The sequence below is a fragment of the Pigmentiphaga aceris genome, assembly GCF_008119665.1.
GTDB lineage: Bacteria > Pseudomonadota > Gammaproteobacteria > Burkholderiales > Burkholderiaceae_B > Pigmentiphaga > Pigmentiphaga aceris.
The window spans coordinates 3,252,697-3,276,429 of record NZ_CP043046.1; the positions used below are offsets into that span (position 1 = coordinate 3,252,697).

The following is a 23,733-nucleotide window of genomic DNA, read 5'->3' on the forward strand; positions in this document are numbered from 1 at the left end:
CTTTCGCCCTGCTACGGTTTGCGCGCCCTGCCCTTGGATGACCTTGACCAGAGGCCAAGGCATCAACGCGAGCAGATCAAGGCAGCACGTCGCTTACGCCGGGGCTGCTCTTGACGGGGCTGCCCTCCAAGGGGTCGGCGTAGGTACCCGCCTGAGCTCGACGCGTTGCGGCTGCGATCAAAGCCGCGCCGCCCACCGCAGCAAAAGACCCACCCGTCCAGCTTTCAGGCAGCGGTGCGCCATTGGCGATGGCCTCAAGCTGAGGTTGTTCCAGATCCTTGGCCGCTTCCTGCGCGGCCGCTTCCAGTGCCTCTGCACTGGTAGGCAAGCCAATGGCAGCGGAGAGCGCGGCGAATTGCGCGGCTACAACATGAAGCGCACCGGCAAATGGCGCAGCCTGAGCCTGAACATCAGGGTCTTTGTGCAAGCGTTCAAGGAAGGGAATCAGATTTTCAGACATGGCAGGCTCCTTGGCGAATCGATTTAGTGCGTCTCACGATAGATGGGCGGCGAGGCCGCGCCATCAAAGCAACCGCAGGCGCAGGATTCATGCCCAATTCAGCCTTTTGAAGCTTAGGTCAGCCCACTACGATCAAGCTAAATCTTTCATTAAAAGATACACCTGGAAACCAATGCCGCATTTGGCAATGTTCTCGAGACGTCGTTAACCCAGTGACGTATTCCCTTGATTGAGCCTTTGATGACCCCTTGCACAGCGCCCGTTTCAAATAGTCCCGACTACCTGAATCTGCCGCTGTGTGCGGCTCCATTCCCCACTCGTTTGCGGCATGCAGAGCCCGAGCGGTATGGCGGGCGGAAAGAAGTCGTGTTGATCGATTCGGCGCTGCACGACCGACAAGTGCTGATCGACGGCGTACCGGAAGGCGTGGAAGTCGTAGCGTTCGGCGGTGATCGGGAAGGGCTTGCCGACTTGGCCGCATGGGCCGTGACGGCTGAAGGCTATGACGCGATTCACTTGCTGTGTCATGGTGCACCGGGCCGCTTGACCTTAGGCACCCAGATCATAGATTGCGACACACTGAGTGATCCGCAGGTGCAGGATGCGCTGACAGATATTGGCCTGTCGTTGCGTGAAGGCGGTAGTGTGCAGCTGTACAGCTGCGAACTTGCACAGGGTCAGGCGGGTAAAACTTTTATCACAGCAATGGCGCTGGCGATGGGTGTGCCGGTGGCGGCGTCGGCCACCTTGGTGGGTGCCGCTGCGCTGGGCGGTAGCTGGACACTGGAACACACTTCGGGAATTGCTGCTGGACTGGCGCTGCAGTGGCCCGCATATGACCATGTGCTGGGGACCATCGCTCAAAACGTCACGACGTTTGACTCGGTCAGCAGTACGGCTTATGTGACAACCGGTACCAATGGCTATGCTCCCGGAACCGTATTGAATGCCAGCAACCTCGCCAATACCGGCTGGGATGTCGAAGCGCAGTCGAGCAGCGCAGGCATCACGTTCAGGATACAAGGCAGTACAACCGACGGCAGCACCATCGACTCCAGCACCCGCGGCGCAATCCGCGTCCAGGCCGACGATGTCGATTATGTAATCTTCAAGTCCAACGTCAATGGTTTCTACTTCGATCTGACTTCGTTCGACATTCGCAATCCGCGGGACAGCAACTTTACCATCCAGGCCATCGACGCATCCGGGGCATTGATAGGCACTGCGGTACCCAGATCCATGACAGGGATCACTTCCACTCCTGCTTCTGCCTTTCAACGCATTGACATGAGCGGCAATGCTGATTTTTTGCGCATTTATGGGTTCAAGCTGTCATTCCCCACCCCATACGATAACGCCAGCACGCCGAATACCGGCGAAGCGCCGTTCTTCGACAACATCATCGTCGCCAATATCGGCGTACCCGTATTCCCCACCACCAAAGTATTGACCGCCACCCTGTCGGACGATTCCAACATCGCCACCGACGACATCACCAATGTCACCGCGCAGACTATCAACGGCACACTCGATGGTCCGCTGCTGAGCGGCGAATCGGTGCAGGTGTCGTTCAATGGCGGGGTGAGCTGGACCACCGCCAGCAACGCCGTGGTTGGCAGCAGCACATGGTCAGCCACCGGCAACCTGCTGAGCGGCAACAATGCCTTGATGGCGCGCGTATTCACCGCCGATGGCAGTACCGCAGCGGTCAGCCGTAACTACACGCTCGACACGGCTGTGTCAGCACCCCCTACACCGGTCCTGCTCAATGCAGACAACTCCGGTTCAACCAGCGATAACATCACCAAAATCGACACGCCTACCATTACTGGCACGGCAGAAGTTGGCAGTACCGTCACGCTGTACGATACCGATGGCAGCACCATACTTGGTACGGATGTGGCAGCCAACGGCACATGGTCGATCCGTAGCAACACACTGACCCAGCCCACGCACACGCTGACTGTCAAGGCAGTCGATGTCGCAGGCAATGTCTCAACCGTTTCGTCACCACTGGTGTTGGTGATTGATGGCACCGTACCAACCGCCGTGGCCCTGAGCAGCACCAGCGCCACCACGGCTGCCGCCGGCGCCAATGCTGCGGTCGCCACGCTGTCGGCCACCGACGCCACCGCCGTCACCTATGCGCTGGCCACTGGCAGCGCTGGCAACGATTCCGGCAACGGCAGCTTTGCCATTTCCGGCACCACGCTCAGCGTGGGCAATACGCCGCTTTCGGCCGGCACCTACAATCTTTACCTGTCGGCCACCGATGCCGCCGGCAACGTCAGCTACCTGGCCCAGACCTTCACCGTCAATACTGTGCCGACGGTGAGCTCGATCGTGCGCGCTGGCGGTGCCGGCACCACCGCGGCCAACAACGCCACCTCGGTTGCTTTCACGGTTACCTTCAGCGAAAGCGTGACCGGCGTCGATGTCAGCGATTTTGCACTCGCCACCAGCAGCTCGGCCAGCGGCGTTATTTCGAATGTTACCGGCAGCGGCAGCACCTACACCGTCACCGTCAACAACCTGGCCGGCGACGGCAGCCTGGGCCTGAACCTCAACCCCAGCGGCACCGGCATCCAGAATTTCAGCAACGTCGCCATCGCTGGAGGCTTTACTGGCATCAACAACTATGTACTCGACCACACGGCGCCCGCCGCACCATCGGCGCCGGACCTGCGCGCACTCGACGATACCGGTGGGTTCAATAACGACAACGTCACCAGCGTCACCACGCCGGTGTTCACTGGTACGGCCGAAGCCGGCAGCATGGTGCGCCTGTACGACACGGACGGCACCGAGCTCGGCTCGGCCCCAGCCAACAGCGGCAACTGGTCGATCACCAGCAATGCGCTGACGTCTGGTTCGCACACGCTGACCGTCAAAGCCACCGATGCCGCCGGCAACGTGTCGGCAGCGTCTTCCGCGCTGGTAGTGATCGTCGATGCGGCTGCGCCAACGGCGCTGGCCCTGAGCGGCAACACCATCGCCACCGTCAACGCCAACGGCGGTGCCGCCGTCGCCACGCTGTCGGCCACCGATGACAGCGCCATCACCTATGCACTGGCAGTGGGCAACGGCACCAACAATGCCCACAACGCTAGCTTCGCTGTCAGCGGCAATACCTTGAGCGTCGGCGGCTCGCCGCTGTCGGCCGGTACCTACCAGGTCTATCTGTCGGCCACCGACGCCGCCGGCAACGTCAGCTTCCTGGCGCAGACCATCAATGTGGTCCAAGCGCCGAGCGTGTCCTCCATCGTGCGCGCCGGCGGCGCCGCTGCCGGTGTGGCGACCAGCGCCACCTCGGCCAGCTACACCGTCACCTTCAGCGAAAGCGTAAGCGGCGTCGATGTCAGCGACTTTGCGCTGTTCACCAACAATGCCGCCAGCGGCGTTGTCTCGAACGTGGTCGGCAGCGGCACGACCTATACCGTTACCGTCAACAATCTCGCCGGCGACGGCTCGCTGCGCCTGGACCTCAATCCCAGCGGCACCGGCATCCAGAACGGCAGCAACATCGCGATTGCAGGCGGCTACAGCAGCGGCGCCAGCTATGTGCTCGACCATACGGCGCCGGTCGCGCCTTCGCGTCCGGATCTGCGCACGCTCGACGACAGCGGCAGTTCCCAGAGCGACAACATCACCAGCGAAACAACACAGGTATTTACCGGTACGGCCGAGAGCGGTACCACGGTGCGGCTGTATGTCACCGACGGCACCATGGCAGGAACTTTCCTGCTCGGTTCTGTGACGACCTCCAGTGGCAACTGGGCCATTCCCGTCTCCACGCTGTCCGAAGGTACGCATACTCTGATCGCCCGCAGTACTGACGCCGCCGGTAACGTCTCCACCGACTCACTGCCGCTGACGGTGACCATCGATACCACCGTACCAACGGCGCTGGCGCTGAGCAGCAACAACATTGCCACTGCCCACGCCAGCGCAGGCGCGACGGTTGCCACGCTATCGGCTACCGACAGCTCTGCCATCACCTATGCCCTGGCGGTGGGCAACGGCACCAACAACGCCAGCAATGGCAACTTCAGCGTCAGCGGCAATACCCTGAGCGTCGGCAGCGCGCAACTGTTGCCAGGTGCCTACCAGATCTATCTGTCGGCCACCGATGTCGCCGGCAACGTCAGCTACCTGGCGCAGACCATCAACGTGGTCAATGCGCCGGTGGTCACCTCGATCGTGCGCGCCGGTGGCGCCGGCACCACCGTGGCCAGCAGTGCCACCCTGGTTGATTTCACTGTTACCTTCAGCGAAAGCGTGACCGGCGTCGATGTCACCGATTTCATGCTGAGCTCCACCAATTTCGCCAGCGGCGTGATTTCCAATGTCGCCGGCAGCGGCACCACTTACACCGTCAGCGTCAACAACCTGGCAGGCGATGGCCAGCTGCGCCTGGACCTGAACCCGAGCGGCACCAACATCCAGAACAGCGGCAACATCGCCGTCGCCGGCGGCTATGTCAGCGGAGCCAGCTATGTGCTCGACCATACCCCACCGCTGGCACCATCGAGCGCCACCATGTCTGCGCTTACCGATACCGGTGTATCGCAAACCGATCGCATCACGAACAACAGCGCCCCCACCTTTACCGGCACGGCCGAAGCCAACGCCACCGTGCGCCTGTACGACACCGACGGCACCACGGTGCTGGACACCGTCACCGCCAACGGCCTGGGTGCCTGGGAGATGAACAACGTCGCACTGACCGAAGGCAGCCACACCCTGACCGTGCGCCAGACCGATGCCGCCGGCAATGGTTCGCCAGCCAGCAGCGCGATCACCGTGGTGCTCGACACAAGCGCTGCGACGCCCGCAACGCCCTCGCTGGCAGTAGCCAGCGATAGTGGTACCGCAGGCGACCGTGTGACCAATGTCAGTACGCCGACCATCACCGGCACGGCCGAAGCGTTTGCCGCCGTCACGCTGTACGCTACCGACGGTGTGACGGTGCTCGAGACGACCACGGCCGACATCAACGGCAACTGGACCATGGTGACGCCACAGCTCTCCGATGGCACCCACACGTTGACCGCGAGACAGACGGACCGTGCTGGGAATGTTTCAGGTGCCAGCCTTGGCTTGGTGCTGCAGATAGACACTCAGCCGCCCGTAGCCCCCAGTGCTCCGGTACTGACCCTGGCCAGCGACAGCGGCACGCCTGGCGACAACATCACCACAGTCACACAGCCGGTATTGACCGGCACCGCCCTTCCGAACGCCGCCGTGCGTCTGTACGACACCAACGGCATCACCGTAGTGGGCACTGCGGTTGCCGACGGCAGTGGCAACTGGAGCATCACCAACGCTACGCTGACACTAGGCACGCACACCCTGACCGCACGCCAACTGGACGTGGCCGGCAATCTTTCATCTGCCGGGCTTTCGTTGACCCTGACCATCGAGGCCCCGCCCGCCCCACCTTCTGTGACCCTGCCGCCAACCACGGTGGATGGTGTGCCCGTGAGCCAGCAGCCGGTGTTTCTCCCTGGTGGCGGGACAGGCACCCAGACCGTCATCGGCATTATCACGAACGATCGGGCCGAATCCGCTGGCAACGCCGGCGTTGCCGACATTCCCTTGGCAAACAATGGCGGTAATACCTTGCTGTTGGCACAGCTGGCTCCGGGTTATGGCCTGACGGCATCTGGCGGCACAAGCCAACCGGTTTCCACGACGAATCTGCAGTTGACCCAGGCAATTCTTGCCGCCACCCCTGGTCATGCAAGCAACGACAAAAACCACCTGACAGGTGAAGGTGTCAAGTTCCTCAATCAATTGACCGCAGGCGTGCCCTTGCTGGTTAATTCCATCACGCCGGTCAGTACATCCAACGCGCCAACCGGCCCGCTGACACTGACGGGAACCAGCAACGCCAACCAGCACACGGCGCTGGTCATCGATACCAGCGGGCTTGCGCCAGGCAGCAACCTGGTACTCAACAGTGTGGATTTTGCTGCGATCATCGGTGCTGCCACGGTAACGGGCAATACGAACCGCCAGATATTGACGGGAGACGTTGCCAGCCAGGGATTCACCGTCACTGACGGTAATTCCAGTGCCATCTTCTCCGGCGGTGGCAATGACCGGGTCACCATCAATTCAACGCCCACCGTATCGACGCAGTCGTTGACGACCCAGACGGCCAGCACGGCAACCCCACTTGCCACATCGCAGGCAGTCAGCACGAACATCGTGCACGGCGGCCAGGGAAGCGACACCGTTGCATTCAGTGGCACAAGCACGGACTACAACGTGTCATTGCATCGGGGCTATGCAATCGTGTCGTCCAAAGCACAGCCAGGACAACAATCAGTGGTCATCAATGCCGAAGACCTGAGCTTTGCCAACACTACCCTCAAGATCGAGAACGATGCTTCGCTGACGTCGCTGGCGGGTCTTTACCAGAACGTTCTGGGCCGCCAGGCTGACCATCTGGGCATCGAATTCTGGGCAGACGCTCATGCAGGCGGGGTCAGCTATGGAGAGATTGCGCTGCGCATCATTGCGTCGGTTGAAGCACAAGGCCGGCAGGCTGTCGTGTTCAACGGCAACAGTGCGCACGATGTTGAGCTGCTTTACCTGACCATCTTTGGCCGAAGCAGCGATGCTGTGGGGCTGAATTTCTGGACCAATGCCATGGCGCAAGGCATGTCGTTCACACAAGTAGCCAGCCACTTCATCGAGGCACCGGAAATGGATATCCATAAAATCGGTGCTCAGAACTGGGATTTCCAGCTGTCCTGAAGCTGGTGGTGCCACGTCATCTGTAAAGCTGCCGGGAGAAAAAAGAGCACGATTGCCTGGGCAATGGTGCTCTTTTCTTTCGTCAATCAGCGGATATCAGCCAATCGTCCTTAACTGATCGTTCTTACCCGATCCTTTTTTACCCAATCGTCATCAAGCTCGCATTCCCGCCTGCTGCGGCCGTATTGACGCTGATCGAGCGTTCCGCCACCAGACGATCAAGCACGTAATCCGCGCCCGCCTCGATCGCACCTGATGACAAGCCCTGGACTGACAGGATCGGCCCGGGCAACGCAGCCACGCGTTTGTTCAGTTCGCGCAGCGCGTCGCTATCGCCCTCGAACAGCACCGCACCCAGCGAGGCTGGCCATGCCTGGCCTTCGCTCAGGAACACGACATTGGGCTTGAGTGCCTCGGGACGAGCATCGCGCACAGCATCTGCTGCCGCGCCTGCCGGGAAGACCGCCTTGTTGCCCGTTGCCAGCACGGCCGCGAACTGCGCAAACGCCCCTGCAATGGTGCTTGCAACGCACAGCACCGGGCCGCGCGGGTCCAGGCGGTAGGTATTGCGCTCGCCGGTGGGGCCGGGCAAGGTCAGCTGCGCACCAATGCCCGAGACCTGCTGCAGACGTTCGCAGCGCGCCACCTGGTCGCTCAAGCCGATGCCGGCCACCGTGGCACGCCATGTGGCCAAGGGTGCCAGGCGGGCAGCTTCTGCTGTCAGACCCGTACGCGGACGCGACGGGGCCATGGCCAACAGACGGCTCAAATACAGCGGACCGCCGGCTTTCGGGCCGGTGCCTGACAGGCCCTCGCCACCGAAGGGCTGCACGCCCACCACGGCACCGATCACATTGCGGTTCACGTAGACGTTGCCCGCATGGATACGCGAGGTCACGCGTGCAATCGTTTCGTCGATACGGGTGTGCACACCAAAGGTCAGGCCGAAACCGGTACCGTTAATGGAATCGATCAGCTTGTCCAGATCGACCCGCGCGTAACGCAGCACGTGCAATACCGGGCCGAAGACTTCACGCTTGATCGACGCGATGTCGTCAATCTCGATCACCGTGGGTGGCACGAAGGTGCCTTGGCGGGTCTCATCGCCCAACGGAAGCTGCTCAACACGATGACCGGCGTCGCGCATGCCTGCGATATGACGATCCAGGTTGTCGCGGGCTTCGGCATCGATGACCGGGCCGACATCGGTAGACAACCGGTCAGGGTTGCCAACCGACAATTCACGCATCGCCCCCTTCAACATGGTCAGAACGCGATCGGCGGCGTCTTCCTGCAAGCACAGCACACGCAGCGCAGAGCAACGCTGACCGGCGGAGTCGAACGAAGACAGCAACACGTCGTTGACCACCTGTTCGGCCAATGCGGACGAATCCACGATCATGGCGTTCTGACCACCGGTTTCCGCGACCAGCGGAATGGTGTGACCGTTGTCGTCCAGGCGCTCTGCCAAGGCACCAGCGATCAGGCGAGCCACATCGGTCGAACCAGTAAACATCACGGCGCGCACACGGGCGTCGGCAGTCAAGGCTGCGCCAACGATCTCACCCGTGCCCGGCAGCAGTTGCACCGCACCTTCCGGCACGCCTGCCTGACGCAGAATGCGCACGGCCTCGGCGGCGATCAGCGGGGTCTGCTCGGCGGGCTTGGCCAACACCGGATTGCCTGCAGCCAACGCGGCAGCAACCTGGCCCAGGAAAATCGCCAGCGGGAAATTCCACGGGCTGATACACGCAACCGGCCCCAGCGGACGATGCGTGTCATTCGAGAAATCGCGACGAATCTGCGCGGCGTAGTAGTACAGGAAGTCGATGGCTTCGCGCACTTCAGCAATCGCGTTCGGCAAGGACTTGCCGGCCTCGCGCACGATCAGGCCAAGCAGGCTTTGCATCTGCTTGTCGAGCAGCAAAGCTGCGCGTTCCAGGCATTCCGCGCGCGCTTCCACCGGCGTGGCTTGCCAGATGGGGGCGGTATCAACAGCGGCACGCAAGGCGGTTTCGACATCTTCCGGGCTGGCATCGATCACGAAGCCGACCACATCACGATGATCGGCCGGATTGCGCACCGGACGCGCACGATTGGTGTCGAAGGCGGTGTCCACACCCAGCAGCGGCGCAGCCTGCCAGGCCGATGCGGTGCCTGCCAACAAGGCAGATGACAGCGAGGCCAGGCGGTGTTCGTTGGACAAGTCCAGACCAGCCGAATTCGGGCGCTCGGCACCGAACAGCTCGCGCGGCAACGGAATACGCGGGTGCGGCGCGCCCAGCGGCGTGATGGCTTCGGCTTCCAGCACCGGGTCACCGATCAGCGAATCGACACTGATGCTGTCGTCGCCAATGCGATTCACGAAGGACGTGTTCGCGCCGTTTTCCAACAGACGACGAACCAGGTAAGCCAGCAGGGTTTCATGCGTGCCCACGGGCGCATAAATGCGGCACGGGCGATTCAGCTTGCCTTCCGAGGTCGGGCCGGTGACTTCTTCGTACAGCGGCTCGCCCATGCCGTGCAGGCATTGGAACTCGTATTGGCCGGGGTAATAGTTGTTGCCCGCCATTTGATAAATGGCCGACAAGGTGTGCGCGTTGTGCGTGGCGAACTGCGGGAACACGGCATCAGGAGCAGCCAGCAGCTTGCGGGCGCATGCCAGGTAGGACACGTCGGTGTAGACCTTGCGGGTATAGACCGGATAGCCCTCCAGGCCATCGACCTGTGCACGCTTGATCTCGCTGTCCCAGTACGCGCCCTTCACCAGACGCACCATGATGCGATGGCGGGTGCGACGGGCCAGGTCGATCACGAAGTCGATCACGTACGGACAACGCTTCTGATAACCCTGAATCACGAAGCCGATGCCGTTCCAGCCAGCCAGCGCGGGTTCCACACACAGCGCTTCCAGCAGGTCCAGAGACAGCTCCAGACGATCGGCTTCTTCAGCATCGATGTTCAAGCCGATGTCGTAGTTGCGTGCCAGCAGCGCCAGCGACTTCACGCGCGGCAGCAGCTCTGCAAACACACGATCTTGCTGCGCGCGCGAATAGCGCGGATGCAAGGCCGACAGCTTGATGGAAATGCCCGGGCCTTCGTAGATGCCACGGCCGGCAGATGCCTTGCCGATGGCGTGGATGGCTTGTTCGTAAGAGGCGTAATACGCTTCGGCGTCGGCTTCAGTGGTCGCGGCCTCGCCCAGCATGTCGTAGGAATAACGGAAGCCCTTGGCTTCGAATTTGCGGCTGTTGGCAAGCGCCTCGGAGATGCGTTCGCCGGTGACGAACTGCTCGCCCATCATGCGCATGGCCATGTCCACGCCCTTGCGGATCAGCGGCTCGCCGCCCTTGCCGATCAGACGGGTAAGCGCCGACGACAGCCCCGCTTCGCTGGTCGTGCTGACCAGCTTGCCGGTAATCATCAAGCCCCAGGACGCGGCATTGACGAACAAGGACTGCGAGTTGCCGGTATGCGAATGCCAGTCGCCATGCGACACCTTGTCGCGGATCAGCGCATCACGCGTTGCCTTGTCGGGGATACGCAGCAGGGCTTCGGCCAGGCACATCAGCGCCACGCCTTCCTGGCTGGACAGCGAGAATTCCTGGATCAGGCCTTCCACGCCGCCGCCCTTGCGCTTGGCGCGCAGGGCCACCACCAGCTTGCGGGCAAGTGCCTTGACCGCATCGGGGTTGTCCTGGCGAGCACCATTGACCATGAGCGCAACGCATTCCGACTCGGGGCGACGGTAGGCAGCGGTAATTGCGGCGCGCAGCACCGATTGGGCACCAACGCTTTGCGCGAACTCCATGAAGGGCTGGTAGCTGCTGTCTTGTGTGACGGTCGCCTCTTCAGCATCGACCCCGGCATTGGCCAAGTGCGACAGTTCAGCAGGCATCTGGCCCTGCTCGATCTTGTCCAGGTAGGTGAAGATCGCTTGTTTGATGAGCCAGTGCGGGGTGCGATCGACTTGCTGCGCAGCGGCTTTCAAACGAAGGCGCAGTGCGTCGTCAACCTTGACGCCAAGGGTGGTGCTTGCCATGAGGGCGGTTCCAGTGAGCCACGGAGAAACCGCATGCTAGCCCAAAGGCGCAACCCGGTGAAGCGGTATTTTTGGCCAAAGGTTGCACCTGCCATTTTCGATGAAGAAAATGGTGCAACCGCACAATTGAACAACCAGAGGCATTGACACTTGACCTCACCTGCCGGAATCAACGTCGCCAAGAAAGCTTGTGCCTGACACGCGTAAAATCGGGCCATGCAAGCAGGGCATGCTGTTGCCGAAAACCATCACTTCAAACGCTCAAACCGCGCTGAGGTACTTGGATGGCACTTCCATCTGGCGTTGTTATTAGTCCCTGACGACTCGACACGGATGGTTACGCAGAAGACAACTTCCCTTCACAACGTGCTTGCACAATAATTCCAACGCGCCAGGATTTGGCGCAGGAGATGGAAAATGCGCAAGATCACAGCAGCAATATTGATAGCAGCAAGTTCACTTGCCGTGGTGAGCACACCGGCACTTGCTGACCGGGGCAACGGCGGTGCCATTGCTGGCGCACTGATCGGCGGCGCTGTTATCGGAGCCGTGATCGGAGCCAACAGCAACCGCGGCCCGGTTGTCGTGGAATCTGGCCCGCGTTATTACGCTCCGCCGCCGCCGCGTCCGGCATGTTTTGATCCGTACTCGGGCGAGTATGTGCGCTGCTATGCACCGCCCCCGCCGCCGCGTTACGTGTACGCTCCGCCGCCGCCTCGTTATTACGGCCCGCCGCCGCCGCGCTACTACGGTCCCCCGCCCCCGCGTTATTACCGCGGCTGGTAATTTCGGCGGACGGCAACAAAGCTCGGGTTACCTGACGGCAACCCGAGCTTTTTGTATTTTTTGCGCATGCTGCGCGCTGGAGGGAGCCTGTGCGCGCAGGCGGCGCACAGCGGCTTCAACGCCTTGCGGCTTCAGGCATCGGGCACCAGGAGCCTGGCTGTCTAGCGGATCGCGGATCTTGACCGAACCGGGTGCCACACTGTCATCGGCAGCACTGCCGGCTTGTTCAAAACGGGCGCGGCCAAAGGTACGAAGAGAATTGATCTGCATGATGCGTGTCGTCTAAGAAGCTAAGCGTAGGCTTGCGGGAGACAGCAAATATCGTGCCTCGACGTGAACAACGCTCGCTGCAGACGCAAAACCCGCCCATGCAGCGACAACTTACTGAATCATTTGCAGGCAATGTGCCTCGCAGGCTTCGCATGCCTCGACACAGGCCTGACAGTGATCCTCAGTGTGTTGACGGCATTCTGCCGCGCAAGCATGACAAATTGCCGCACACAGTTTGCAGACCATCAAAGCATGATCGCTGCGGCGTGCCATTACCCCAGCCGCCAGCCGGCATACCGCCGCGCAATCGATGGCATTGCGGATGCACGCAGCCATATGCGCCGCCCTCCCCTCGGACAGGCAAGCCCCCGCGCAGGTATCGCAAGCAGTCGCGCAGGTGTTGCACGCGTCGATGCATGCGTCATATGGCCCTGGCGCAAGGCTGACCACGTCGGACTCGGTGTGCACACTCATCACAGTTCTCCTAGTCATGGAGGGACAATCCCCTCAACCATGCTCCAGGGCTGCAAGTGACATGCCTATATGTGTTAACCCGAAGGCGACTCAGATGGGTGAATCAAGGCGGTGAATCAAGCCCCGCCCCCAGCACGGCCTGCGCATCGTTGTCAGGCGCGGCAACCGGTGACGCTTTGGCCAGCGCCATCCACACACCAAAAGGCAATGCCGCCCGAGCCGCAGGCGCGGCGCGACGCACTTGCTGAAGCACCACGCCGTCGTCTACCAGCACCCCACAATCAGGGGGGATTTCCGACGGATCGGCGATCTCGCGCCCTTTCGCGTCGCGGCCAAGGACGTACCAGCATTCACCCATGTCCAGGTAGGCAGTACGTTTGTCAGGGCGCTTCAGGTCGCCCAGCAAGTCGGCACGACTGACTTTGATCTCGTGCACGATGGGCTCGACATAGGTTTCGACCGTGGTATTACGGATCGAGAACACATCGGGCTTTGCCACGCACCAGCGGGCAGGCGCGCTTGGCTCAGAAGCTGGAAGCTGTGCGCGCAAGGCAAGGCCTCTCCACGCAATGCGACCCGCGCGAAGCATGGCATGCGCCACGCGTTCGACCAGCGCCTCATGGGCAGACATGGCAGTGCGATTGCGTGACGCCTGTTCTGCCAACAACCGTATGCCGGCATCGGTTACCCGTATGGTGTCCTGCCCGAACGCACTGCTGACGCGTTCGGCCATGCCCGAAGCCAGCAGCTCGATTTCCAGCACATCCTGGCTGGGCCAGCCCGCCGACCGGTACAAGGTACGCAATCGACGCAGGTGATACCGTCCTAAAGGTATAGCTGTCGGTATGGCCGCCGGTGTGTCTGTCATACGGGTAAACCAGTCATGCGAATAACGCTGATGATGCGCAAAGCCAGGTCAGTTTTCTTCTTCGTGTCAGTTTTCTTCTTCGTATTCAACATCGGAAATGCGCCGACGAAGATTGCTGCCATCCACCTCATTCACGTGGGTGTAGGCAAACGCAATCTGCACTGGATCGTTCGGTTCGGCTTCACGTGCGCGGCGTAGTGCTGCTTCAAGGGCAAATACTCGGCGCTGTGCTGCGCGACCAGCGTACTGATGGAAAAATCGCTTCATGACATCACCTGGGTAAGAAGCCCCATCATACCTGTCGGCTGAGTCATAAACGGGTGGGATGCCAGTTCATTCTGCGCGGCGTCTTTTCAAACGCAAACAAGCGTAAAAAAACCACCCGCAGGTGGTTTCACGCTGATGACAGCGCTGGTGACAGCGCTTGTGAAAGATTACTCAGCTTTGCTGTTCAGGGCGTCCGGCCACTCACCCAGACGACGCAGGCCACCGTCACCTTCAAGCCGATACGCAGCCAGGAAACCGCGCGAATTACGCAAGACCACGTAATGCCGGCCATCCAGTTCACGTTCTTCGCTGTCGCGGCCCGGCTGGTCCGGTCCACCGGTGCGCAGATAGGCTTCGATCGCACGGGCAATCAGCCCTTTTTTCTCGCTCATGATTTACTTCCTTTCCACAATTTGGAGCGAGTCTACCAGCGTGTCGTCAAGAAGCGACCGATCAGCGAAAGTAAGCCGGTTTGGCACCCGACCGCAGGACCGGTAAATTCCAGGGAACACGTTGCGCCCGCAACGAACCGCGCCTCGGGAGAACAGGGGCTGGGAAACAGCATGTCGCGTTTCATCCTGATCGATAACAAGAGTGGCTTCATCTTTGGCGACACTGCCGACTACGCCGCCGGGGAATCTGACCTGAGCCCTGCCGGGGCCGCACGGCTGCTGGATTTGTCGATTGGCGAACATAATCGGACGTATACCGAACTGCCAGAAACGCCTGATACCGCACAGTTAGGCTACGAGGTTTACAGCCTGGACCGCCCGGGTGTCATCGATGTGGTCAGCGAAGGCCAAGACCCGACGTTTGTTGCCGAAGCCATTCGTGCAGGGCGGTACGCCGGTTTTGTGCTGATCGAAGCAACCGAACCCTTGAGCACCTGACGTTGAACACCTGAGCTGAAGTTTCCGCACTGCGTTGGCGATGATGACGCGGGCGCAAACCGGCGCAGCCGCCTGGCGTCACAGGCGTGCGGCCGCCCTGCCCTGATGCAGCGCGGCCGCCAGGCAGCCTGCCATGGCATCGCCATCCACCGGTTTGTCCAGATAGGCGCAGGCCCCCAGGCTCATGACACGATTGCGCACCGCATCCGTGGGAAACGCCGTCATGAAAATCATCGGAAACAGCCGACCGGAAGCGATCAGCCTCGCCTGCAGTTGATCGCCTGTCATCGGTGACATCTGCACGTCGGTAACCATGCAGTCGGGGTCCCCAGCACCCTGATCGTCCAGAAACGCAGTTGCCGACGCATAGGCGCGCACCTCGTAACCAAGCGAGCGGATCAGACTGCACAGCGACACCCTGACCCCCTCGTCATCGTCAACGACTGCGATTGTGGGAGTTGGAACCATAGACAAAACATCCTTCGTGCCGGGCCACACGAACGTGCGGCCAATACTCGGCATCGTCTTTATGCCTGAATGTCGCGGCCACGAAAATCATACAGAGGTTTGGTCAGCCTTTTGTCAGGGTGCCGATACACCCAAAGCCTGGGCCTGACGCACCAGGTCTGCAAGCGAACGCACACCCATTTTTCGCATGACGTTGCCCCGGTGAATCTTCACCGTGATCTCGCTCAAGCCCAGCAGACCGGCAACCTGCTTGTTCATCAGGCCAGACACCACATGCGCCAACACTTCACGTTCGCGCGGCGTAAGCGTTTCATGCCGTGCGCGCAGGTCCAGCATCGCGGCTGACTGGGCGCGTTGCTGGCGATCGCGCTCGATGGCCGCGGCAACGGCGTCAAGCATGTCTTGCTCACGAAATGGCTTGGACAGAAAATCGACCGCGCCCGCCTTCATTGCGCGCACCGTCATGGGAATATCGCCATGCCCGGTCATGAAAACGATGGGCAGATCGATACCTTGCCTGGTCAGCTGATCTTGAAAATCCAGCCCGCTGATGCCCGGCAGGCGCACATCAAGAATGATGCAGGCCGGCACGTTTGGCATCGCCACCTGCAGCAGTTCAGACGCAGAGCCAAAAAGCGTGGTTCGAAAACCCACCGAACGGAACAAGCTGTCGAGCGAGTCGCGCACCGCAGCCTCGTCGTCCACAATAAAAATAAGCGCCTGTTCGGATGCCAGCGTGGCATCCAGTGAGGTCTGGGCATTCATGATTGGTCTACACCGTCTGGCAATACTGCGAGTGTAAGTTGGAAGCTTGCACCGCCGCCCGGCGAATTCACGATCGACAATTCACCGCCGTGAGCTTGTGCCGTGGTCCGGCAGATCGCCAAGCCCATACCCATGCCTTGCTGTTTGGTGGTGAAGAATGGATCGAACAGACGGTCCAGATTTTCCGCTGCAATGCCAGGCCCGGTATCGCGTACCGAAATCACCAGGCTGCTGACGCTGGCCCGCCGGGCCTGAATCGACAGCACACGCGCAGCGGTCTGCCCCGCCATGGCCTGACAAGCGTTGACCATCAGATTGACCAACACCTGTTGCAGCTGAATCCGATCACCGACGATGGCAGGCAGCCCAGGTTCGATATCCAGCCGCAGCATGACCTGCTCGCGGCTGCATTCGTACTCGACCAGCCGGATAGCTTCATCGATGAGTGCGGCCGAGCTCAGCACGTCGCGCTGCGTTGGCGCTTTCATCAAAAATGCGCGTATGCGTTTGACGATTTCGCTGGCGCGCCGCCCTTCCGAGATGATGCGGCCCATTGCCGTTTCAACTTCATGCAGATCGGGCACCGGTCGTTTGAGCCAGCGCATGCCCGCTTCCCCGCTGGTAACCACCGCCATCAAGGGCTGGTTGACCTCGTGCGCAATGGACGCCGTCAACTCGCCCAGCGTAGCCACCCGGGTAGCGTGTGCAAGTTCCGCCTGGGACGCCAGCAATGCACTTTGTGCCTGCTTGCGCTCGGTGTTGTCGACCACAAACACCAGCACGGTGCCATCGGCGTCGTCCACGGTGGGATACGTGATGGTGAACAGCACCGGAAAGCGGCTGCCATCGGCACGGACCATTTCCGTCTCACCTTCCAGGAAGGTATCGCCGCGCGCAAAAGAAATCAGCGCCGATGAGAACGTGCGATCGCCCTCACTGAGCATGTCATCGACCGATTCCAGCGCGTCGAAGGGTACCGTGGGGTCACGATGCAGCATGGTCAACAAGGCCGGATTCACATCCACGATATTGACCAGGGTGCGCGCACGGCCGACAAATTCCGGGTGGCTGGCCAGGTAGGTGCGAAGCGCGTCGCCATCCAATAAATTCAGCGCGACCAATTCCGCCCTGAGCGCGCTCCAGCTCTCTTGCACCACGCCAATTCGGCTGGCGTCGAACATGCGGCGAAAACGCCGTTCGCTGGCGACCAGGGCCGCATACGCCACCTTGCGATCCGTGACATCCGTATGCGTTTCCATCACCTCGACAGGGCGTTTCAGATGGTCGCACTGAACCACCCACCGGCTTTCTACAAACAGCGTGGCTCCTGCCTTGGTACGTTGTTCAAGCATGCCTTCCCAGCGACCGGTGCTGAGTAATGCGGCTTCGATACTGCTGCGTTGTTCCGGGTATCGGGTGCCCAACAAGTCGTCTGCCACCCGCCCCACCGCTTCGCGCGAAGACCAGCCGTAGACTTCTTCGGCACTGCGATTCCAGAACGTGATGAAACCCGCGTTGTCGCGCACAAAAATCATGTCGTGCGACAGATTCAACAAGCGGGCCTGCGCGGCCAGCTTGTTGGTGGCATATTGATGCTGCAGCGCCAACAAGGCCGTGCCACCAATCGCCGACAGACTGACAGCAGCCCGTATGGTCTGCGCGCCCACATGATTGAAACCATGCGAGTCGACATAAGCCAGCAGCGTCAACGCCGCGCAGCCAATACTCGCCCACACGATATCCACGCGCCGGTAGGTTCGCGCAGCCAGCAGCACCACCATCACATACAACACGGCCACGGCACCTTCCACGGTGCTGAGCGTGTCGATCAGCAGAATTACGAACGCCAATACGACCGCAGCCAGTCGGAACGCGATTCTCATCGTGCGCGCATAGGGGCCTTCAGCGCCGTCGATATCCAATGGCGCAGATGAGATACGGGACATCTGCCCGCGCTTGGACGTGAACAACACCTATCTCCGGGATGGGGCAATAACGGGCTGGGATTCTACGATTAAACCAAGGTATGACGCGGCAAAACGATAGAGCAATGTCGGGCCAACAAACAGACGCCTATCCTGTTCGCCATTGGACAGCCCCCAATTGCCAAACCGACACCCACAGATGACGGTAGTAAGAGCCGGCTGCGGCAGCCACGCAGGCCCCTGATCAGGAAGACCCGTCATGCGCAATCTATCTGTCCCCGTTGGCCCGCTGGACCACAGCACGGGCCCGGCAAACGCACCGGTAACGCTGGTGGAATACGGCGACTACGCGTGCTCGCACTGTGGCGCAAGCTACACCACCATCAAGGCAGTACAGCTTGCGATGGGCAAGCAGTTGCGCTTCGTATTCCGCAACTTCCCCGTGACCACCCAGCACCCCCACGGGCTGCGCGCTGCGCAACTGGCCGAAGCGGCGTCACACGTCGGGCAATTCTGGTTGGCGCACGACATGCTGTATGCACACCAGCACGCACTGACAGACATCGACCTGATGCGCTACGGCAGCGGCGTTGGCGTCAATGCACTGGCACTGCGCGAAGCCTTTGACAGACGTTTCGACCGCAAGATCGAAAGCGACTTCATGAGCGGCATGCACAGCGGGGTGAACAGCACCCCGGCCATGTTTATCAACGGCAGCCGTTATGACGGGCCGCGCGATGTCGATAGCTTGATTGCGGCATTGAGTCAGGTGGCGCAGTTTGTACTTGCGCGTGTTTGACTAGCTGCCGTGACGGGCAGTGGCAGTTTGGTCAGCGTCTTCGGCTTCAGGCTTCGATTTTCATGTGAACCCTGGCTTGTCTACACTGCTGGCTTTTGCCTGGACGCACAGGATGAACAACCCAGTATTTCGGCATCCCGTGCTGGCAGACGCCGCGCGCTGCTTTCAGATCGAATCATCCGCCTACGAAGGTGATGAAGCCGCGACCTTCGAGAAGATCGCGCTTCGCATCGCGCAATATCCCGAAGGTTTTCTGATCATGGAGATCGACGGGGAAACGGTGGGCTTCATCAACAGCGGCTGCGCGCATGAAGTGCTTATGTCTGACGACGCGTTCAAGGAACTCGTGGGCCACGACCCTGCCGCGCCAAACGTCGTCATCATGTCTGTGGTGCTGGACGCGGCGTATCAAGGCAAGGGCCTGTCCACGCAGCTAATGCAAACCTTCGTTGCGCAGATGCGAGCACGTGGCAAGGAGACTATCCATTTGATGTGCAAGGATCGTCATGTGCCGCTGTACGCCAAGATGGGTTATGCATATGTAAAGCCATCTGCGTCGGATCACGGCGGCATGGCTTGGCACGAGATGGTGATGCGGCTTTGAGTAAATGCATTCCGACACCGTGAACGCGCAACACTCAAGAACGCCGCGACAGTAGCTGGTAACCCGATGAATCTTGCCCCCTATACTTGTTCTTTGTATAGGAGACGGAATGCCCAAAAAAGTCTGGCTCTTCGTGCTGGGAGTAGCGGTCGGTGCAGTGCCCACCTATGTTGGATGGAACCGGGAAGTTCGCGAGCTGCAGAGCATCACAAAACCGCTTGCAGACAAGAGCGCCAAGCTTGAACGAGACAATCAAGATTTACGGCTGGCGCTTGGAGACGGCACGAGTTTGCGGTATGACAGACAGGCGCTGTCGACATGCATGATGACTGGCGCGAATCGGGCTACCGCGATCGGTGCGTATGCGCGCGGGGCCGCGATGGTGCCGCAAGAGGCGGCGGCGTTTGAACCGTTACGGTCGATTGTGGTTCGTAATCGCGATGCGGGGGCGAGTCGGATATTGGAGTTGTTGGTTGCTGAATCTGCGAGGCTGGGGGATGCTTGTATTGATGCCAGCAGGGTGAATACACCGCCATTGCCGAAATAAGTAGAAACGGCGATCGATGTGACGCACTCAAGTTGGTAGAAATTCCAGGCCGCTGACATCACTGATGAATTTGCAGCTTGGCTTTTAGAATGTGACCAGGCAAAACGCACCTCTTTCGTTTCCGGCGGACCCTGACGTGATCCAGCTAACAATAAAGATAATCCTGAGCGGCACGCTTGCCGCCATTGCCCTGCCCGCGACCGCAGCAACCGTCGACGAACTCATCCTTGCATGTGAAAAACTGAAGCGCGCCGAAGATCGAGCCAACTGCTTCAAGGAAGCGATTCGGTCCACTGCTGCACCAGCCGCTGAAGCAAAAACCCAAAGTCAGAAAGCAGTCGCGGTAACGGCTGCTGAAGACGTCGTCAAAGCGCTCAGGCGGCTGGGCAGCGCTGTATCGGTCGGCATCACCTTGCGTGACTACAGCCAGCTATTGGTGACCGAGTCAGCGGTCATCGATGAAGCGCTGCGCAGCGTGCCGGACGGCAAGTTCAAGGGATCCGCGCTGAAATCGCGCCAAGCCTTCATCGACGCACGTGAAATCTGGTCTCAGTCCATTCAGGAAGACTACCTGTCCGTGTTCAGAATCGTGGCAGAACCGATTCTCAAGCGCTATGCCATCGAATATGTCGTCTACGACTTACGCCTGAACAAGCCCTCGGATATTCCGAAAAGCAGCTTCTTGTCTCCCATTTGGAATGCAGCCCAGGAAGCAGCAGCAGAGGCGGATTCCGAAATCGCAAGCATCATGGTCCCGCCAGCGGCACCTAAACCCGCTGCCACGGTTTCAGCACCAGTCAAGGCTGAAACTCAGCAGCCCGAGCGCAAAAACCCATGGCAGCGACAACCAACAGCCGAAGACCAACTCGCTGTGAAGACGCTCAGGAAGATTGACGACGCTGCAGACACCAAGCTGGGTTTGATTGAATACAGCAAGCTGATCAGTGCGGACGTTGTGGCGATAGACCGGGCACTTCGCGATATGCCCGACGACGAATTCAGAAATCACATTGTCATCGCCCGGCAAGCGTACATAGACGCTCGGAACGTGTGGCACATGTCTGAACAGCAGCAGTATTTGTCGCTGTTCGTGGAAGCAGCCAGACCACAGCTGCAACGTTATTCGGTAAGCATTGCCGAGCTGAATGCGGCAGGCACCAGAGACATGACACGGATACCTAAGCACCTTTTCCTGTTCCCGATCTGGCGGGAGGCACGGCTTCGGATTGACGACGCAGAGCGATTGTTGACGAGCGCTGGGGCGAATGCCGCGCCAAAGGCCGAAGCAACGTCACCAGGAAAGCACTGAGTTTGGCCATTCACATATCCACCCGACAACGAAAGATATGACCACCACGCAATTCATCAGATCGGCATTTTCCGCGCTTGCACTGTCGTCCGTGGCATACGGTGCTTTTGCGCAAACCAACGCAACCACCGTCGCTGGCAAAGAGATTGCCGAGTGCGCCGCCAACACAAATACCGTGTTGCGCCTGGCATGCTACGACGCGCTGGCAACCAAAAACGGGCTAGCTCCGGCGACCAAGCCCACCACGGTGACCGGATCTGGCGAGTGGCGCACATCAACCCAGACCGACCCGCTGACCGACAAGTCTGTCCATGTTGCGACGCTTATCGCCGACAGCGGCAGAGGCCGCTTCGGAGAAGCAATCGGGCTGACTGTACGCTGTGCCAATAACAAGACCGAGCTTTACATCAACTGGAATTCGTACTTGGGACTGGAGTCGATATTCACCACGTACAGGGTGGATAAAGATGCCGCAGCAAAGTCCACGTGGACGATATCTACGGATCACAAAGCGGCATTCTTCCCTGGTTCACCGGTTACGGTGCTCAAGCGTCTGGTGACTAGCCAATCGTTTGTGGCAAACGTGACGCCTTACGGCGAAAACCCTGTCACTGCGACGTTCAAGACGGCTGGGGCGGAGACAGCGTTGGCTGATATACGGAAGGGATGTAAGTGGTAGGGGTACATGACGCTAATCGAGCCAGTTCCAACATTTTTAGCCGAGTCTGGCATCAAGACTTCCCAAACGCGTGCCGAATAGTTGCCTCTCCCCACGAACGAAATTTCAAGGATTTGGGAAATCCCGATTACGGATTTCGCGCAGCTAGATCCAAAGGTTTTACCTTTCGGACTTAAGCCAGGCTAGCGTCGGCCCGCTGGGTGAGTTCGCTACCACTCCCTCGACTCGCGACCACGCTGCGTTAGCTGTCAGCGCAAATTCAGACTTACCCTGCTTGCCTTAGGGTTTTCGACATGCCAAACTCGTTTGAGTAACCCTATGTATCAGGAAAAGGCATGAAAGGAATTATTGGCATAACGGCAATTTTGGGAAGCATCCTGTTACTGAACACGACTCCGGCTGCAGCATGGGATGGCCCGTTTGGTCTTGAGATGGGGTTGAGCCTTGATCAGATCAAACGCGTAGCTCCCGTGACATATAGCAAACCGACCTATGTCACATCCAAAGTGCCGGTGCCCAACGCAGCATTTGATGACTACCGACTGCTGCTTACCCCGCAAACCGGGCTGTGCTCGATCACAGCTTGGACTCCTGAAATCGAGGGGCATGCATACGGCGATGCTGTAATGGCCAAGTTTGCACAGCTTAGTTCTATGCTATCGGCAAAATATGGCAAACCATCCAGCCAATTCGACTTTCTAAGGCAGGGGGCGATCTGGAAGGAGCCCCGAGATTGGATGATGAGTCTGGAGCAAAAGGAACGCACTCTAGCCACCTTCTGGGGCGGAGACGGTGCGCCACTCCCCAATGGCATCTCCAATATAGCCATCAAGGCAGTTCCTATGAGCTCTCGGGCAGCAATGATCAGCCTAAGGTACGAATTCAAGAATTTTGAAGAGTGCCGTGCGTTGCTCAACGGGAACTCCTCCAGCGGCCTCTAAGAAGGCGCACGAGAGCAGGCACCGCCTGATTTGGGTTGGCTCGGAGCCACGAGATAAGTTGTGGTGGTCAAGTTTTTGTGGACACGGAGATAGGGTGTTTTAGTGGCCAACTTTTTCGTAGTCAGCCGGTAATTGATAGCCCAGCGTCGAGTGCAGCCGATGGGTGTTGTAGAAGCCCACGATGTAGTGATTGATGTCGACGATCGCTTCAGCCGCATTGGCATAACGCCGCTGCCACACCCGCTCCATTTTGAGGTTCAGGAAGAAGCGTTCCATCACGGCATTGTCCCAACAGTTGCCTTTTCGGCTCATGCTGGCGACCAGCTCATGTTTGGCCAGCAAGTCACGGTGGGCATGACTTGCGTACTGGCAGCCACGGTCGGTATGCACGATCAGGCCAGGCTTGGGCTGACGCAGTGTGATCGCCATCTTCAGCGCGTTGCAGACCAATTCAGCAGGCATGGCCGGTGCCGTCGACCAGCCCACCACCTTGCGTGAGTACAAGTCCAGCACGGCGGCCAGGTACAGCCAGCCTTGGTCGGTGCGGATATACGTGATGTCGGCGACCGGCAGGTCGTGTCGGCTGTCGGTGGTATGCAAGAACTTGCGCTTCCAGCTCAGCTTGAGAGCTGCGCATGCCGTGTATCTATTGGCGGAAGGTCTGCTGCTCGTCGAACGTGAATAAGCACCTTATTTTTAAACACACTGCGTGCTTGGTCACTGTCGCTGACGGAACCCCTGAAGGCTTTCGTTAGCATACTGGTGCCATCCCAAATCTCGCTTTCCCGCTGCGCAGCCCAACGCTGAGCATAACGTTTAGTCCAAGCGTCACTGCTTCTCAACCCGTTTTTTGAAGATTTCGACACGCTAAGCA

19 protein-coding genes and 1 pseudogene are annotated in these 23,733 nt (G+C 59.8%); 9 read left to right on the forward strand and 11 right to left on the reverse strand.

Features of this window, described 5'->3' with window-relative positions; all coding sequences use genetic code 11:
- Positions 1–76: 76 nt before the first annotated feature.
- Positions 77–460 carry a hypothetical protein gene (locus FXN63_RS14115; protein ID WP_148815850.1) on the reverse strand — a complete coding sequence of 128 codons (384 nt, stop codon included), beginning with the start codon at positions 458–460 and terminating at the stop codon, positions 77–79.
- A 366-nt stretch (positions 461–826) separates the two neighbouring features.
- Between FXN63_RS14115 and FXN63_RS14120 the strand changes: the two genes are divergently transcribed.
- The gene (locus FXN63_RS14120; RefSeq protein ID WP_187394896.1) at positions 827–7,225 is read left to right on the forward strand and encodes an Ig-like domain-containing protein; all 6,399 of its coding nucleotides are present in this window, start codon (positions 827–829) and stop codon (positions 7,223–7,225) included.
- A gap of 139 nt (positions 7,226–7,364) precedes the next feature.
- On the opposite strand, the gene putA is transcribed toward FXN63_RS14120, so the two are convergent.
- The gene (putA, locus tag FXN63_RS14125; RefSeq protein ID WP_148815854.1) at positions 7,365–11,267 is read right to left on the reverse strand and encodes a trifunctional transcriptional regulator/proline dehydrogenase/L-glutamate gamma-semialdehyde dehydrogenase; all 3,903 of its coding nucleotides are present in this window, start codon (positions 11,265–11,267) and stop codon (positions 7,365–7,367) included.
- A 417-nt stretch (positions 11,268–11,684) separates the two neighbouring features.
- Here putA and FXN63_RS14130 point away from each other — a divergent pair, with 417 nt between their 5' ends.
- Positions 11,685–12,053: a hypothetical protein gene (locus FXN63_RS14130; protein ID WP_148815856.1), complete on the forward strand. Its 369-nt coding sequence runs from the start codon at positions 11,685–11,687 to the stop codon at positions 12,051–12,053.
- A 27-nt stretch (positions 12,054–12,080) separates the two neighbouring features.
- Here FXN63_RS14130 and FXN63_RS14135 read toward each other — a convergent pair whose 3' ends face one another.
- From FXN63_RS14135 to FXN63_RS14155, 5 genes are all read right to left on the reverse strand, one after another.
- Entirely contained in the window at positions 12,081–12,323 is a 243-nt protein-coding gene (locus tag FXN63_RS14135; RefSeq protein ID WP_148815858.1) for a hypothetical protein, read from the reverse strand.
- 111 nt (positions 12,324–12,434) lie between these two features.
- Positions 12,435–12,815 carry a four-helix bundle copper-binding protein gene (locus FXN63_RS27420; RefSeq protein ID WP_484266852.1) on the reverse strand — a complete coding sequence of 127 codons (381 nt, stop codon included), beginning with the start codon at positions 12,813–12,815 and terminating at the stop codon, positions 12,435–12,437.
- A gap of 85 nt (positions 12,816–12,900) precedes the next feature.
- Positions 12,901–13,665, reverse strand: coding sequence for a hypothetical protein (locus FXN63_RS14145; RefSeq protein ID WP_148815862.1), 765 nt, complete (start codon positions 13,663–13,665; stop codon positions 12,901–12,903).
- Positions 13,666–13,731: 66 nt separating this feature from the next.
- On the reverse strand, positions 13,732–13,932 hold the full coding sequence (locus FXN63_RS14150; RefSeq protein ID WP_148815864.1) for a hypothetical protein: 201 nt from the start codon (positions 13,930–13,932) through the stop codon (positions 13,732–13,734).
- A gap of 167 nt (positions 13,933–14,099) precedes the next feature.
- Positions 14,100–14,324 carry a hypothetical protein gene (locus FXN63_RS14155; RefSeq protein WP_148815866.1) on the reverse strand — a complete coding sequence of 75 codons (225 nt, stop codon included), beginning with the start codon at positions 14,322–14,324 and terminating at the stop codon, positions 14,100–14,102.
- Positions 14,325–14,495: 171 nt separating this feature from the next.
- Between FXN63_RS14155 and FXN63_RS14160 the strand changes: the two genes are divergently transcribed.
- Positions 14,496–14,822, forward strand: a complete 327-nt coding sequence (locus FXN63_RS14160; protein WP_148815868.1) for a hypothetical protein — start codon at positions 14,496–14,498, stop codon at positions 14,820–14,822.
- Positions 14,823–14,900: 78 nt separating this feature from the next.
- On the opposite strand, the gene FXN63_RS14165 is transcribed toward FXN63_RS14160, so the two are convergent.
- From FXN63_RS14165 to FXN63_RS14175, 3 genes are all read right to left on the reverse strand, one after another.
- A complete protein-coding gene (locus FXN63_RS14165) occupies positions 14,901–15,290 on the reverse strand; it encodes a response regulator transcription factor (RefSeq protein ID WP_148815870.1) in 390 nt (129 codons plus the stop codon).
- A 114-nt stretch (positions 15,291–15,404) separates the two neighbouring features.
- Positions 15,405–16,055: a response regulator transcription factor gene (locus tag FXN63_RS14170; RefSeq protein WP_148815872.1), complete on the reverse strand. Its 651-nt coding sequence runs from the start codon at positions 16,053–16,055 to the stop codon at positions 15,405–15,407.
- The gene (locus FXN63_RS14175; protein WP_222863917.1) at positions 16,052–18,001 is read right to left on the reverse strand and encodes a PAS domain-containing sensor histidine kinase; all 1,950 of its coding nucleotides are present in this window, start codon (positions 17,999–18,001) and stop codon (positions 16,052–16,054) included. The genes FXN63_RS14170 and FXN63_RS14175 overlap by 4 nt, the downstream gene beginning before the upstream one ends.
- Before the next feature lie 238 nt (positions 18,002–18,239).
- On the opposite strand from FXN63_RS14175, the gene FXN63_RS14180 reads away from it, so the two are divergent.
- The 6 genes from FXN63_RS14180 to FXN63_RS14205 all read left to right on the forward strand — a co-directional run bounded on the left by FXN63_RS14180 (position 18,240) and on the right by FXN63_RS14205 (position 22,859).
- Positions 18,240–18,779 carry a DsbA family protein gene (locus tag FXN63_RS14180; protein WP_148815874.1) on the forward strand — a complete coding sequence of 180 codons (540 nt, stop codon included), beginning with the start codon at positions 18,240–18,242 and terminating at the stop codon, positions 18,777–18,779.
- 112 nt (positions 18,780–18,891) lie between these two features.
- Positions 18,892–19,383 carry a GNAT family N-acetyltransferase gene (locus tag FXN63_RS14185; protein WP_148815876.1) on the forward strand — a complete coding sequence of 164 codons (492 nt, stop codon included), beginning with the start codon at positions 18,892–18,894 and terminating at the stop codon, positions 19,381–19,383.
- A gap of 109 nt (positions 19,384–19,492) precedes the next feature.
- Entirely contained in the window at positions 19,493–19,930 is a 438-nt protein-coding gene (locus FXN63_RS14190) for a hypothetical protein (RefSeq protein ID WP_148815878.1), read from the forward strand.
- A gap of 136 nt (positions 19,931–20,066) precedes the next feature.
- Positions 20,067–21,239, forward strand: a complete 1,173-nt coding sequence (locus tag FXN63_RS14195) for a hypothetical protein (RefSeq protein ID WP_148815880.1) — start codon at positions 20,067–20,069, stop codon at positions 21,237–21,239.
- 37 nt (positions 21,240–21,276) lie between these two features.
- Entirely contained in the window at positions 21,277–21,918 is a 642-nt protein-coding gene (locus FXN63_RS14200) for a type VI secretion system-associated protein TagO (RefSeq protein ID WP_187394897.1), read from the forward strand.
- Between the two features lie 335 nt (positions 21,919–22,253).
- Positions 22,254–22,859 carry a hypothetical protein gene (locus tag FXN63_RS14205; RefSeq protein ID WP_148815884.1) on the forward strand — a complete coding sequence of 202 codons (606 nt, stop codon included), beginning with the start codon at positions 22,254–22,256 and terminating at the stop codon, positions 22,857–22,859.
- Between the two features lie 99 nt (positions 22,860–22,958).
- Here the strand turns inward: FXN63_RS14205 and FXN63_RS14210 are convergent.
- Positions 22,959–23,489, reverse strand: a pseudogene (locus tag FXN63_RS14210) (IS3 family transposase); the annotation flags it as partial.
- Between the last annotated feature and the right edge of the window lie 244 nt (positions 23,490–23,733).